The sequence below is a fragment of the Otoolea muris genome, from assembly GCF_943193115.1.
Classification (GTDB): Bacteria; Bacillota; Clostridia; order Lachnospirales; family Lachnospiraceae; genus Otoolea; species Otoolea muris.
Map to the genome: position 1 here is coordinate 19,824 of NZ_CALPCY010000052.1, position 14,461 is coordinate 34,284.

The 14,461-nt window shown below is 54.0% G+C and carries 10 protein-coding genes and 1 pseudogene; 3 read left to right on the forward strand and 8 right to left on the reverse strand.

The genetic code is table 11. From position 1 onward, the window contains the following. Positions 1-53: 53 nt before the first annotated feature. Together feoB and NFS31_RS21425 are read left to right on the forward strand one after the other, a co-directional pair. Positions 54-2,282 (forward strand): ferrous iron transport protein B, encoded by a 2,229-nt coding sequence (gene feoB, locus NFS31_RS21420; protein ID WP_251499749.1) that lies wholly within the window; start codon positions 54-56, stop codon positions 2,280-2,282. Between the two features lie 152 nt (positions 2,283-2,434). Then, on the forward strand, positions 2,435-2,590 hold the full coding sequence (locus tag NFS31_RS21425; RefSeq protein WP_251499751.1) for a FeoB-associated Cys-rich membrane protein: 156 nt from the start codon (positions 2,435-2,437) through the stop codon (positions 2,588-2,590). Between the two features lie 100 nt (positions 2,591-2,690). Here NFS31_RS21425 and NFS31_RS21430 read toward each other — a convergent pair whose 3' ends face one another. The 7 genes and pseudogenes from NFS31_RS21430 to NFS31_RS21460 form a co-directional block, all read right to left on the reverse strand. Then, positions 2,691-2,996 carry an MATE family efflux transporter gene (locus NFS31_RS21430; protein ID WP_251499771.1) on the reverse strand — a complete coding sequence of 102 codons (306 nt, stop codon included), beginning with the start codon at positions 2,994-2,996 and terminating at the stop codon, positions 2,691-2,693. Positions 2,997-3,183: 187 nt separating this feature from the next. Next, positions 3,184-3,747, reverse strand: a pseudogene (locus tag NFS31_RS21435) (MATE family efflux transporter); the annotation flags it as partial. Positions 3,748-3,822: 75 nt separating this feature from the next. Further along, on the reverse strand, positions 3,823-6,030 hold the full coding sequence (locus NFS31_RS21440) for a VWA domain-containing protein (RefSeq protein ID WP_251499754.1): 2,208 nt from the start codon (positions 6,028-6,030) through the stop codon (positions 3,823-3,825). Between the two features lie 51 nt (positions 6,031-6,081). After that, positions 6,082-7,731, reverse strand: coding sequence for a DUF3298 and DUF4163 domain-containing protein (locus tag NFS31_RS21445; protein ID WP_251499757.1), 1,650 nt, complete (start codon positions 7,729-7,731; stop codon positions 6,082-6,084). A gap of 193 nt (positions 7,732-7,924) precedes the next feature. After that, complete coding sequence (locus tag NFS31_RS21450; protein WP_251499759.1) at positions 7,925-9,688, reverse strand: VTT domain-containing protein; 1,764 nt, start codon at positions 9,686-9,688, stop codon at positions 7,925-7,927. Positions 9,689-9,879: 191 nt separating this feature from the next. Continuing rightward, positions 9,880-10,635, reverse strand: a complete 756-nt coding sequence (locus tag NFS31_RS21455; protein WP_251499761.1) for a hypothetical protein — start codon at positions 10,633-10,635, stop codon at positions 9,880-9,882. A 240-nt stretch (positions 10,636-10,875) separates the two neighbouring features. Further along, on the reverse strand, positions 10,876-12,558 hold the full coding sequence (locus NFS31_RS21460; protein ID WP_251499763.1) for a methyl-accepting chemotaxis protein: 1,683 nt from the start codon (positions 12,556-12,558) through the stop codon (positions 10,876-10,878). Between the two features lie 535 nt (positions 12,559-13,093). Here NFS31_RS21460 and NFS31_RS21465 point away from each other — a divergent pair. Further along, positions 13,094-14,221: a carbohydrate kinase family protein gene (locus NFS31_RS21465; protein ID WP_251499766.1), complete on the forward strand. Its 1,128-nt coding sequence runs from the start codon at positions 13,094-13,096 to the stop codon at positions 14,219-14,221. A 36-nt stretch (positions 14,222-14,257) separates the two neighbouring features. Here NFS31_RS21465 and NFS31_RS21470 read toward each other — a convergent pair. Further along, positions 14,258-14,461, reverse strand: a 204-nt coding sequence (locus tag NFS31_RS21470) for a hypothetical protein (RefSeq protein ID WP_251499768.1), incomplete at its 5' end; no start/stop codon positions are given.

Sequence of the window (14,461 nt, forward strand, 5' to 3'; positions counted from 1 at the left end):
TTTTTAAACATTAGTTAGTATTCATTAACTATAATTAGAAGGAGCAAACAAAAATGGGAACAAACATTGCTTTAGCAGGTAATCCGAACTGCGGTAAGACGACCCTGTTTAACAGCCTTACCGGAGCCAATCAGTATGTCGGCAACTGGCCCGGCGTTACAGTGGAAAAAAAGGAGGGACGCCTCATCGGGGATAAGACGGTTGTCATCCAGGATTTACCTGGTATCTATTCCTTATCTCCCTACACCCTGGAGGAGGTTGTGTCCAGAAACTATCTCGTAAACCAGAAACCGGACGCAATCCTGAATATCGTGGACGGAACGAATATTGAACGCAACCTGTATCTGACCACGCAGCTCATCGAGCTGGGGATTCCGGTCGTGGTAGCTGTGAATATGATGGATCTGACGCGCAAAAACGGGGTTCAGATTGATCTTGCGGCGCTGGGACGGGAGCTGGGATGCGAGGTCGTGGAAATGAGCGCTTTAAAGCGTCAGGGAAGCAGGGAAGCGGCCATGAAGGCCGTGGAAGCGGCGAAGACGGCCGCTGCGCCGGGACAGACGGAAAACGCCGGAGAAATACATCCGCTGCCGCAGGTATTTACCGGCAGCGTGGAAGACGCCATCCGCGGGATTGAAGAAATATTATCCGGAACGGTTGATTCCCGGTATCTGCGCTGGTATGCTGTAAAGGTATTTGAACGCGATAAAAAGGTACTGGAGGAGCTTAAGCTGGACGCGCAGGAAGCTTCCCGCCTGGAGGCCGGAATCGCGGCCTGCGAAGAGGAACTGGACGACGACGCGGAAAGTATTATCACCAGTCAGCGCTATACCTACATAACCGGTGTAGTGAAAAAGGCCGTGAAAAAGAAGGCGGCGGCCCACAGCCTGTCCGTCTCCGATAAAATCGACCGCATTGTCACCAACCGGATACTGGCTCTGCCGATTTTTGCTGCCGTCATGTACTGCGTTTATGCCGTCGCCATGGGCGGATCCTCTGTCGCCATCGGAACCATGGGCACGGACTGGGCCAATGATGTACTGTTCGGCGAAATCGTTCCGGGCGCGGCCGCCGCTGTCTTAAGCGTTCTCCATGTGGCTGAAGGCACGGTTCTCTATGGACTGATCCTGGATGGGATCCTGGGCGGCGTGGGCGCGGTTCTTGGCTTTGTGCCGCAGATGCTTGTTCTCTTCCTCCTTCTGGCCTTCCTGGAGGATGTGGGCTATATGGCGCGCATCGCCTTTATCATGGACCGCATTTTCCGCCGCTTCGGCCTGTCCGGCAAAAGCTTTATCCCCATGCTGGTAGCCACAGGCTGCGGCGTGCCGGGTATCATGGCGTCACGCACCATCGAGCAGGATCGGGATCGCAAGATGACCATTATGACCACAGGCTTCATCCCCTGCGGAGCGAAAATGCCTATCATCGGCCTGTTTGCAGGAGCAGTATTCGGCGGTTCCCCGCTGGTGGCGGCCTCCGCATTCTTCATCGGCATTGGGGCTGTCGTGATTTCCGGGATCATGCTCAGGAAATTGAAAGCCTTTGCAGGCGAGCCGGCTCCCTTTGTCATGGAACTCCCTGCCTACCACCTTCCGTCTGCCTCCAATGTGCTCCGCGCCACCTGGGAACGCGGCTGGTCCTTTATCAAACGGGCCGGAACCGTTATCCTCCTCTCCAGTGTCATTCTCTGGTTTTTACAGGGCTTCGGCATCTCTGACGGCGGCCTTGTCCAGGTAGAGGACAATAATACCTCCCTTCTGGCCTCCATCGGAAACAGCATCGCCTGGGTCTTTGCCCCTCTGGGCTGGGCGGGCGGCTGGGCCTGGAAGGCGGCCGTTGCCACCATCACCGGGCTCGTTGCAAAAGAAGAGGTGGTTTCCACCTTTGGCGTCCTCTACCAGTATGGCGGCGAGCTGTCTGAGTCCGGAGACGAAATCTGGGCCCTGATCCGCGCGGACTTCACGGGACTCACGGCCTGGAGCTTTATGATCTTCAACCTCCTGTGCGCCCCCTGCTTTGCCGCCATGGGAGCAATTAAGCGGGAGATGAACAACACAAAATGGACGCTTGCTGCGATTGGCTATATGTGCGCATTCGCCTATGCCGTCTCCCTGATCGTATATCAGGTAGGAGGCGTCATCACCGGAGAAGTTCCCTTCGGCATTGGTACTGTGGCAGGACTCGCCCTGCTCGCCGCCCTGATATGGATGCTTGTGCGAAAAGGCTATCAGCCGGGCGGCGCCAGACAAAACCTCTCTTATGCGGCTCCGGATCGCGCCTGATTTTGTGAGATGATTTTTTGTCAGATGTGCACAGATTTATGAGGCATAACGTGGAACATACGTTGATAAATTTGGGGTCATCCGGCGGAAAATCACCCCACAGGCAGGGATGGGAAATCCGGGAATACATATCGCCAGAAAGGAGAAACGCTATGCCAGCCTGGCTTGGAAATGGAATTGTAATCGCAATACTGATATGCGCCTGCTGCCTGGCCGTCCGCTCGATATGGAAGGCCCGCAAAAACGGCGGCCATTGCAGCGGAAACTGCGGAAGCTGCAGCAAATGCGGCCGGCGGCCCGGGCGCTGATAAAATGATGTGAAAAGGACGGCTTGGTCTGTCTCCATCCGGATGAAAGAGGAGTCAGACAAGGCCGTCCTTTTATATCATTTCCCAGACGCATTCCCCCTTATCTCCGGCAGAACCGAATCAGATAAACGACCAGCAGCACCGCCCACGAAAACGCCTCCGCATAGCCAATCACCATATTTCCAAACGGCTCTGCAAATGCATATGAAGCGGCGATCCGGACTCCCAGCGCAAAGAGGCCTGCGATTCCGGAAAACACCATATCACCCGCGCCCTCCAGGTACCCGCGCACGGCCATCGCCAGCCCAAAGACCACATAGCAGCTCGCGATCGAGCGGAAAAAGGCCGTTCCAATCGCGACCGTATCTCCGCTCAGACCGAACATGGCGATCAGCGGCCCGTCCAAAGCGAAACCTCAGCATCGGATAGCGCCGGAACGTGTACGCCGCCACAAATACAGCCATTGACGCCTGCGAAAGAGCCGTCGCAGCAGCGGCCCCTGCAGAACCATACCGGAATACAGCCACCAGAACAAGATCCAGAGCGATATTAACGCCCGAGCAGACAAGGACCGAGAAAAACGGAGCCCTGCTGTCCCCCATCCCCCTGAGCACAGCGGAATATGTATTATAAACCGCCAGAAAGGGGATCCCGATAAATAGGATCTGCATGTATTCCTTTCCCTCTGAAAGGATGGATGCCGGCGTATTTTAAAGATGCAGAGCCGGCCCGGTAAACAGCATTCCCAGTCCTGCCGCCGCGAAACACAGGGCGCCCAGCAGCATCACAAAGGAGGATAAGATACGCCTAAGCGCCACCCTTTCCCCCTTCCCATATTTCTGCGCGGCCATCACGGAAATGCCGGAGGTAAAGCCGACGATTACTGTGACAAACAGGTTATAAATTGATCCGGCCGCGCCAATTCCCGCCAGGGCCGCCTCCCCTTCGACATTCCCCACAATAAATGCATCCACCCAGTTAAAGATCTGCTGGAACAGGCCGGAAAAAATCAGGGGAATCGTGAAGGAAGCCAGCGTTTTTACCAGGCTTCCTCCCGCCATATCCCGCTCTGTATTTTGTACTGTATTCTGTAGCGTATTGTCAGCTATACTCTGCGCTGTGTTATGCGCCGTATTACGTTCCGCGTTCTGTCCCATCACCTGTTCCCCCTGCCGGCCCGGAAAGCATCATGCGGCTAAAAGCCGTACCACAGGAATAACTTCCGTGGGCGCCTAATAATACGGATCCCACGTCACCTCCACATCATAAACCTTCCGTCTTTCACCCAACGCCAGATCCCCTGCATATTTAGAAAACTTCCATTTTCCGTCCGCGCCCTTTTTCAGCACATATTCCGGAATCTGCGTCACAACCGCCCAGATCCGGAGTTCTGCCTCGTCGCTCAGCTCCGTATAGCCTTGATGGATGCGCAGGTATTCCAGCGCATCCTGCGCCACGGTGCGGGAGCTGCCTTTCAGATCCCCATATACCTCGTCATAGAGCACATCATAGCTCTCGCTGGCCCTCAGATGGATCGTATTCTCATCTACCACAGTCACATCCGTCACATGGTATTCCATCAGCGTTTCCTGCGTCACATTGGAAAAGCCGCCTGTCACCTGTTTCTTCATCTGCCACTGAATGGACCATGTATCGTCCGTTGCCACCGTATGATCCACATACCGCGCCAACTGCTCATAGCGGTGGTTATTCATATCCGTGATATAGCTCCGTAAGTAGCTCCCAAGCAGGGAGTCAAACAGCTCCCTGCCCGCATTAGCCGCCATGACGGTCTCCCCGCCCTGATCCTGATTCTGGATATATATGGAAATCTCTTTGTCCTGCGTAATGCCCATGGTCCCGTCCGCCTCATACTCCACCACATAATACTCTTTTAACTGCCGGTAGATCTGATCATAAAAACTGCTCATGTCAGAGCTGAACTGGGACAGATTCCGGAAGCTCCCGCCCGAAGCCTGGGCGATCCGCTGCAGCGAACTGTCCTCAGCAGAGGTGGAGCTGTCGCCGATCCGGACGATGAACACGGGTATATGGTATCTTGACACCAGATCCACCACGTCCTGCGCGGAATTGTAGCTCCCGACATCCATGCCGTCCGTAAATGCGATCACGCATTTTGCCCCTTCCTGTCCGGACACATCCTGAACGCCGTATATAATCGAGTCATACAGCTTTGTCTGCCCGTCCGGCACATAGCTGCGGATCATATGATTCAAAACCCCGGGATCCCCTGTAAAATACCCGCTCTTGTCGATCACGCTGTTAAACGGCGTTAGCTTCACCTGATCGCCCGCCGAAAACTGCACGGTGCTTATGAAATTCGACATCACCCGCTTTGCCGCATCCATATTGCCTCCGTCCATGCTGCCGCTGGTATCCGCCAGAAGGTTGATATTCAACCGCTCATTCTCATTCATGAGAACCGCCTTCTGCACAGCCCTGTTCAGATAATCCCCGTTTCCCGCGTCGCGCTCGGATATGTAAAACATGTTCGGGGACAGCTCCTTGACAAGGCCCCCGGACGCCTCATCCCGCACATCCAGATAGATGCGCACCGTCGGGTATTCCGTAAAATCATACTGCATCACAGATACCTGGTAGCCTGTCTTTTTCTCGGCTGCAGCCAGGGCATAGCTTTTCCACTCCTCTGCCAGCGGCTCCAGCTCCCCATACCCGCCTTCCGAGATCCGTTCTTCCATCTTCTTCGCATAATCGGCCAGCTTCTCTTTCTGTTCGTCCGACGCATAGCCCGGATCCTGGCTCTTTAAGCTCTCCAGAAGAGACATCGCATCCGCGTCCGCCCTCCCCTTCACCTGTGTCTTATAATCCATGACTGTCCTGACCCACAGAATCTGGTTCTCATAATCCTCGGGATCCAGCCCGCTTCCGTCCTGCCAGTATTCCTTCAGCCGTTCCTTCTCCTCATCGGTCAGCAGAAAACGGACAAACTCCTCCTTTTCATGATTCGCCCACTCCGCCAGGTTATCGCGGCCATTGATCAGAACCGACAGCTCCTCCTTCAGCTCCTGTTTCCGTTTTACCTCCTGCGCATGCTTATAATACATGCTTCCGCCTATCCCCAGGCCGGCTGCGGCCAGAAGCGCCAGCCCGCCGGCCAGGAGCCTGCGGCCGCCCGCCTTTTTGGGCGGCCCGGCCTCGCTCTCCCCATCCTCCGGTCCGGGATCGGAAAACCGGTTATCCTGTACATCACCGGACTCCTCTCCTGTATCAGAACATGAATCTGTTTTTGCACTGGCAGGCAAAGCGGCCTGCGTATCCGCAGACGGCTCCGGTTTCACCTCAGAAACCACGCCCTCCGCGTCAGAAACCGCGCCCTGCCCCTCCGGTATCTTCGTACCGCATTTGGGGCAGAATTTTGCCTGTGCTTTTAATTCAACGTTACAATTGGGACATCTCATACTCATTTCCTCCTGAATCTTTGCCGAATTTCTCAGATTAAATGCCGGCGCCTATCCCGCAAATACAATCCCTTCAAAGCATTCGTATATGTCAATGCCATTCACGGTCTGCGCCCGGCCGGACTTATCTACATCAATCCGGCAGCTTCTTCCGTCCTCCAGCCCCATTTCCACAAAAGTCTGATCATCTGTCCTCTGAAAATAAAAGACCGTCCCGGCCGGCATCTCCTCTGTCTTTGCCGCCACGGATCCGTCCGCCGAAACCATTCTCACCGGCACAGGCCGTTTTGCAGTCACACACGGCCCTGTCCGGCCCTCATACTCATACTGCATAACCGTATATAAAGGGCTGTCCGGCTCCGGCAGGCCGTCGGCTCCTACATGGCAGGTCTGATAGCCCGTACATGTACTCAGTGTCTGCAGAATAGAGAGAACCTTAAACCGTTCCGGATCGATTACAAGGCTGCCGTCCAGATTTCCATTGTATTCTCCTATATACCGCCCCTCTCCTCCTGTAAGGCTGAACACATGAATGGTATGAACCTCATCCACCTCGTCCACACCCACATACAGATAATATCTTCCGTCTCTCAGCTTTATGAAAAAGGCGTCTCCAAACCAGCCGTTTGACTGGTACGAAGTCTCATTCCCGTTTACACTGACATGAATTTCCTGTCCCTCATAATCCCTTTCGGAATAGTACATCCGGATCTCATCCAGCTTCCCGTCCCCGTTCAGATCCGCGTACTGGCCCGCATACGGACTCATGGCAACGGCGAATGCCTCCCGGGGCTCACGGTACGGCTCCTTAAACAGATCCGGATATGCTGTGAACGTGATTAGCGCCTCCTGGCAGCCCGCCGAGTACGGCTCTAACTCATAACGCCCGAAATAAAACGTCAGGCCGTCGTAATCCAGCGTCCAGGACGGTTCATAGTAGTATTCTCTCTCAGAATCAAACAGCGCCTCCACCTGCTCTGTCGGAGTCTCCTCAAAAAGTCCCTCCGGAGACTGCTCCATCAGCGCGCTGGCAACCGCGCCCGGCAGCCGGGATACATCCGTAACGATATCCTCCAGAGCCAGCTTCTCCCCTGTAACCGCATCAAACGTGCAGCTCTCATAAAAGATACTTCCGTGAGCCCCTCCCGTATACTCCGACACCTCTGTCACAAAGCTCAGGGAAATCTCGTCCGCCCGCTTCAGCCTGACGCTGCGCTCATATTCACACCCATGAAATCCTCCTTCATGAAAGGCTTCTACCGCCCGCGGCAGGTTCTCCTCCTTCCATGACGCCGCCTTTGCCCCGCTCTCCCTGTTATAATTTTCCACTGACCATGAAAGCTCCGGATATGCCTGCTCATTGATCTGCAGAGAGTCATAACCGATCTGCGCCAGGGCGTTCGCCCCGGCCCATTCGTCCAGACGGTTATCCTGAAGGTAAACCTCCATCTGAGGCCGGCCGGATACCGCATCTTCCTTCTCCGCCGTCTCCTGAAAGGCCGATGTTTCTTCCTCTTCCCTGATTTCCGTTTGCTGTTCCCTTACATCGCCCGCCTCCCCGCCGGAAGTCTCCGGCCCGCTTTTGGGGCTTTCCCGGAGCGCATCGCCGCGTTCTTTCCCCCCGCCGCAGGCTGTTAAGCAGGAAAACAGCAATACTGCTGTAAGAATGTTTCCTGCATGTTTTCTGCATCGCTTCTTCACCTTTCACTCCTCCTTCCGATTCTGCCGCCGCACGGCGCTTCGGCTGATGACGTGATCATACAGGTTTCGACTCCGATTGTCAATCGTTCCTCATCCATTTCGGCAGCTCCTGCCTCTCCTGTTCCGCCCCGGCCTCCTGCCAGCCCGGCCCGCTTGCTCCCGCTGTGTGATCGTTCGTTCGTATACCTCCTCTTTACCGGATCCTGCTGCCGCACTGCATACAGAACATATCATCCGCCTCATTGGCGCATCCGCATTGGGAACAGTATACTGTTTCCCTGTTCTCTGTATCATCCGTCGTCTCTTTCATCTGTGCCGCCTCCCGGAGACCGGTTCGGGTTTTCGCATCCGCGGCCTTCTCCGGCCCGGGAATGGTCTGGTTTTTCGCATTCACGGTCTCTTCCGGCATGGAATCCTCTTCCTTTTCATGCAGGTAATTCTGTAAGCCTTCCCGTGCCTTTGTGCCGTACAGCGCGGCCTTTTCCTTTCCCTTTTCCAGATATACCTGCGCCGCCGCGCCTGCCTCCTGCGTTTTTTCCTTTCCAAGCTCCCAGAGCCCGTTTAAGCGCTTGTTCCACTCCTCTACTTTCTGCTGCCTGGCGCGCTCGCGTTCCTCCTGTTCACGCCGGAGCCGTTCCTCTTCCTCCCGTCTTCTCTGCTCCTGTTCTTTCCGGATCCGCTCCTGTTCAAGGCGCTCTGCCTCTTCCTGCTCCCGTCGCATCTTCCGGTATGCCTCCTCCTGCTCCCGCAAATAGTCCTCCTGCGTGAGGGAAACGATCAGCTCCTTCCTTATACCGCATGCCAGACAGCGCTCATCCCCCTCAGGATTAAACTGCCCGCATCCGCATGTCCATCCATATTCTGTCTCCCCAGGCAAATACTGGTACCGCCAGGAATTCCCCGTCTTCTGATCCAGCTCCCTAGCCAGAGCCGCTCTTAAATCCAAATCCCCATCATAGGGCAGAGTCTTCGGAGCCGGCAGAACCGGAAAGACCTCCTCCTCCTCATAATCCCATATCTCCTCATTTGCAAACACCACATGGCGCACAATCACCTCGCTGCGGCGCACCGCCTTGTCGGCCAGTACAATACATTCAGATGAAAATGTCTTCCCCCTTTCCAGATCCAAATCCAGATAATTCACATCCTTTAAGGTCACGCTCTCCTTTTTCAGCACATTAAATCCATGAATATCGACATAAATCGCCGACACTGTCTCATGGGAGAGATTCTGCACTGAAAACCGCAGCGCGATTTCATGGCTGTCCATATTTTCAAAGAGCTGCGCCTGCGTCAGAATGACCGGAGAGCCGGGAAGCCAGAACTTACAGTCCTTATCCTTTGTCTGCACCATCTTCCAGGTAATATTCCCCTCCGTCCAAACCTCTGCCCGGGAAGCAGCCTGGGCAGGCGGCGCGGACAGCCCTGGCGCGGACATTGCCCCGCTTGTTCCAGGCCCTGGCGTCTCCTCTCCCGCCCGGGCCTCCGCCGGCATCAGCCCGTCCAGGCGGAGCGGGCGAAACAGCGGTTCTGTTTTGTCCTCCTCCTCCTTTCTGCCGGCAAATTTCGACCATACCACAGCAGCCGGAGCCTTTTCTCCTGATTCTGCCTCCGGCTTTGTTTTCTCCTCTGCCTCCCTGTAAACCCGCACGTACCCGTGCTTAACCAGCCAGTTAATATACATCCCGTTATAGCAAAACAGCAAAATAAAATGCGCGATTCCGCAGCTGCAGAAGGTGAAGAACAGGCTCAGAAAAAAGCCCGCGATGTGCCCGCGCAGCAGCGGGACAAAGGGGCCGAAAAACAGGTAGGTAAATGAAAACCCTCTCTTGACGCTAATCACCTTCCCCGAAGCCTCCTGCTCCATCTCAAAGCGCTCCCCTTTAATCAGAAAGCCCAAAATCAGTGCAATCCCCACAGCCAGCGCTATGATTATTACGATTCCGTTATTAAACATAAATGCTGTTTATCTCCTCTCTGTTCATCCTTGACTATAAAAAAGGGAGGATGCCCGCCCTCCGGAAGCATCTTCCCCTTTTCTATATCCAGCCCTGTGCCGGAACGTGTCTGAAACATCATTCCCGCCATCTGTACGCAGCAGCACGCCCCGCAATGGCCTGTGTGCTGACAATAGCTCCGGGACAGCGATCAGCCAAACATCTGCAGCACCGCGTTTACCGTGATTGCGCCGTCCCCGCTGATCGTTGTATTAAATTCAGCCTGGGACATTCCGTCTGTCTTAATCCACAGAATCATCTGCATCGCAGCCGTTACCGCATACTGATCATCAACCGACAGGCCCGGAGCCGTCGTAAAGCTTGCCGCCCTGTCCGCCCAGAGCTTGACCCCGTCCATGTTCACCGGAATCCCATACCGGTCAAACAGCGCTTTCCAGGCCGCCCCGCGCTCAGAAGCTTTCGCCCAGGCCGCCACACACTGTTCTGTCGTTTCATAAGCACCCCCGTCTTCTGCCAGAAAACTGAAATAATCCGCGAAATCCGCGTCCATCACCGCTTCATTAAAGACGCGCTTCCCATCCGCATTCTCCGTCCACATCCAGAGAGCGGCCTGGCTGTCCTGCGCCTGCGGCAATTCCGCCCGCTGTGTCTGCACCACACCGTTCAGCACCCACTCACCGTTCTCATTCACCTGGTTCCCGTCCGGCGTCACGGTGTTCGTCAGCGCCCATCCCTCGCTGTCAAAGTAATAATACTCCGCTACCCCGTCATGGTTTCCGTCAATCCAGAACCAGCCGTTCTGGGCATAGGTCCCGTCATCGTTCTGATACCACCATTTATCCTGATTCGGCTCCTGGCCTTTTACCCATGCCCCCGCAAATGCCGCCTTCGCAGAAAGAATCGAGAGAGCAGCTCCTGTGAGCATTACCTTTACTAACTTTTTCAACTTCTTTTCCTCCTTCTTTTTAGCAATCTAATCCTCACCATTGCACCCCCCTGACGAAATTTGTCAAGTCCTTTGGATGTTTTTTAATCCGTATCATAAACGCTGGGTAACGGTTCAGGTTATCCAAACGGTTGCGACGGATGTAAACAGCGCCCCGGATCAAATAAAAGGACACCCAATACCTCCTGATGTATCGGATGTCCTTCTCTCTAAAAGACAATTTTATTGGCCATGCGCCATTCAACCGCGCAATTTAAACTGCCCCACCAGATTCTTGAGCACCTGCGCCTGGCCCGACAGCTCCTCACTGGCCGCTGCTGATTCCTCCGCAGTCGCGGAATTCGTCTGCACCACGCTGGAAATCTGATCAATGCCCTGTGTCACCTGCGCAATCGAAGACGCCTGCTGCTCTGCGGCTGAAGCAATCTTATCCACTGTATCCACCACGCTCTTCGTGCTTTCTACAACCGCATTCAGGGACTGGGCCGTCGCGTTCGCGATCCCGGTTCCCTTTTCAACCGCCTCGACGGTTCCCTCAATCAGAGCAGCCGTGCTCTTGGAAGCTTCTGAGGACTTGCTGGCCAGATTGCGCACCTCGTCCGCAACTACGGCAAAGCCCTTGCCCGCCTCGCCGGCGCGCGCCGCCTCGACCGCGGCGTTAAGCGCCAGAATATTCGTCTGGAACGCAATATCCTCAATCGTCTTGATGATCTTGCTGATCTCGCCTGACTTGTCGCTGATCTCCTGCATAGCGGCAATCATTTCCTTCATCTGTTCATTGCTGGTCGCCACCTGCTCGCCGGTGTGGCCGCACTGAAGCCGGGCATCGCTGGCATTGCCCGCTGTCTCCTTAACCTGTGAAGAAATCTCCGCAATCGTGGCGGCGAGCTCCTCAATCGAGCTTGCCTGCTCGGTCGCTCCCTGGGAGAGCGCCTGAGCGCCGGAGGATACCTGCTCGCTGCCCGCCGAAACCTGATCCGAGGTCTGATTGATCTGTCCCATGGTCTGATTAAGCGAGTTGGAAATCTCCTCAAGCGCTGCCTTAATCTTGGCAAACTCACCGGCATAATCATATGTAAGCTCAAACACCAGGTTGCCCCCCGCAATCTGCTTAAGCACATCGGAAATCTCGTCAATGTATTTTACATAATCGCGCAGGCGATCCACCGTCTTATTAAAATTCACTGCCAGTTTGCCCAGTTCATCCTTTGAATGATACGTAATGCTCTGGTTCAAATCGCCGTTCGCAATCCTCCTGGCCACATCGTCGAGTTCACTGACCGGAACATTGATACTGCGGATAATATACAGTGCAAACAGCATGGCCGCCACTATTATAAAGAGCAGGGAGCTTATGATGATTCTTCCTGCCGACGCATACATCCTGTCGCCGTCCAGACTGGCCTGATCCGCCCCGTCCTTGTTAAACTTCACAATCTCAGAGAATGTGTCCGACGCTTCATTAAACAGGGCAACCGAGTCCATAACCGCTTTCCTCGCCTGATCCGTCTTATTCTCACGGCTTAACTCGATTATGTTGTCATGAAGCTCCATATAACTGCTCCAGACGTTCTGGGCGTCCTGCATCAGCTTCCGGTCCGTATCGCTCGTTACCAGCCTCGTATAAGTCTGAAACATGTCGTTAATCTGCTTCGTCAGACTGTCCATCTCGTCTTCAGCGAGCTGCTTAATCTCTGCATCCTGCGCCACGACATGCTTATACTGCTGAATCCGGTATTTCGATATCAGAGTCTGAAGTTCCTCAGACACAATAACCGAAGGCATCCAGTTAGCTGTAATAATGGTGGTTCCATCGTTGATTTTATTCATATATACCATGGAAACAACTCCCACTGCAACCATACCGAGCAGCATAAAGCCAGCCAGCAAAAATAGTTTAAATTTGATTTTCAGGTTTTTCATAAATCTTCTCCTTTAAGCATTTTGTATGACTGAATTCAACCCAAACGCCTGCGTCGTATACAGGTATAGCGTTACGGTTTACACGCCGGCCCGTGAGAGGTGTTTTTTGTGAGTGCAGCGCAGCGGAAGTCACAGAAAACCCAGGGGCAGCAACGCCAGACCGCGGTTGATGCGGTCTGTATGCATCGCGGAGCGTGTTACCGGGCACACGGCAGGGGTGTGACTGCAACGGTATAGCTGCGTAAGGACGTTGATTTCGTACAAAGATTATACTATAATAAACGGAAAAGGTCTACCATTTTCGGCAAATTTTACAATATGTTGGCCTGGAATATAATACCACAACACAGCCCTTACGGGAAATTCCGGCCGTAATATGTCAAATGCAGGCAGTCATCCGCCATACCCACCGCCTAAAAAATATCATATTCTATTTGACATATTCCCATTTCCTGTTATATTCTAAAAGGGGCCTGTTAAAAGGCGGCAAAACTTGCGATAAAAATACAAATGAATTGTGAGGATATGACGAAAAATGGCGGCTTTGGATGTGATATGTATTGGCGCAATTAATTATGATTACATGTTTCACTGCACCGGGCAGGATCTGGTAATGAGGGACTGCCAAAGCGCAGATGAGAACCTGAGCAATCCCATCTCAGATGTGGAGGATGATATTCTGGAGCTGGTCACGAAAAATAAAGAATATACCACCCAGATTGGCGGTTCCGCCTTTATTACCCTGAAAGTGATCAAGCATATCCTTCCCGGCCTGCGCGCGGCTTACACCGGCGTCTGCGGCACGCCGAACGGCTTTGATCTCCGCTACGGCAAGACGAACAATCTCGAAAAAGAGCTCGCCCATTTGGATAACCGGGATTGGCTTTTTACCACAAAGGAGCGCTTTGACGATCCCTATGACCGGACGATCGCAAAATCTATTGTCCGGCTCTATAACCATACCAGAAACTGCATTAAAATTGCGCCCTGCGCCAATAACACGCTCTTAGAGCGCATCCGGGAGCAGGAAGCGAAAACCGGACGCTCCTTTGCGGCGTATCTGTCCGGCGCGCGGTGGATTCACCTGTCCTCCCTGTCCGCCTTTGACCAGTTTGAGGAGATCATGCAGTATGTCATTCAGGCCAGGGCCATGAATCCGGCCTTAAAGGTCAGCATGGATCCCGGATCAGAATACACCTCTGTGTGGATCGATCGCCTTCAGCCCCTGATCTCCCATGCAGATTTTATTTTCCTGAATAAAACGGAAAAGAAAAATTTAGGACGCAGCGCAAAAAGCGCGCGGCCTCTTTACCGGAACCTCTGCGGCTATTTTTCTGCCATCAACCCCTCTCCGGACCGCACGCTCATCATAAAGCATGACGACCGCCATGAAATTCTCAGCTTCGGGGACGGCAGATGTAAAATCCGCACGGTACGCCACAAAAAGCTCTATCAGTACCAACTGAACAATGACACCGGCGCCGGGGACTCCTTTGCAGGCGGGTTTATCAGCGGTATGCTGGACGAACGCCTGAATGCCGACCTCGCCGGCCCCATCCAGCTTGGCGTCCTGGCCGCCAAAGGACGGATGCGCAGCTTTGATCATGAGGATCCTTATCTGAATATCCAGAACGATGCAGAGAAATTTTTTGAAAAGCTATAACCATATACAGTATATCGAATCACACCCCATCGCTAATCAGAAAAGAGAAAAAGCCTGGAGCTGACGCTCCCGGCTTTTTCTATGCGCTGTTTTGCCGGCATATTCCTGCACAGGCCCCGGCCCGCGCGCCGTCGTGTGCTGCCGCGATGACATAGTTCCTCTGTATCCCGGATTCTCGAAAACGTGACGATGAATTTTCGCCACACTTAGCCGAACCACCTGAATTTTATTGACAAAACC

Excerpts from the sequence above, each read along its gene's own strand:
- NFS31_RS21425 (WP_251499751.1), top strand. The coding sequence starts at position 2,435 with ATGCCAGCCTGGCTTGGAAATGGAATTGTAATCGCAATACTGATATGC.
- NFS31_RS21465 (WP_251499766.1), top strand. The coding sequence starts at position 13,094 with ATGGCGGCTTTGGATGTGATATGTATTGGCGCAATTAATTATGATTAC.
- NFS31_RS21440 (WP_251499754.1), bottom strand. The coding sequence starts at position 6,030 with ATGAGATGTCCCAATTGTAACGTTGAATTAAAAGCACAGGCAAAATTC.
- feoB (WP_251499749.1), top strand. The coding sequence starts at position 54 with ATGGGAACAAACATTGCTTTAGCAGGTAATCCGAACTGCGGTAAGACG.
- NFS31_RS21460 (WP_251499763.1), bottom strand. The coding sequence starts at position 12,558 with ATGAAAAACCTGAAAATCAAATTTAAACTATTTTTGCTGGCTGGCTTT.
- NFS31_RS21450 (WP_251499759.1), bottom strand. The coding sequence starts at position 9,688 with ATGTTTAATAACGGAATCGTAATAATCATAGCGCTGGCTGTGGGGATT.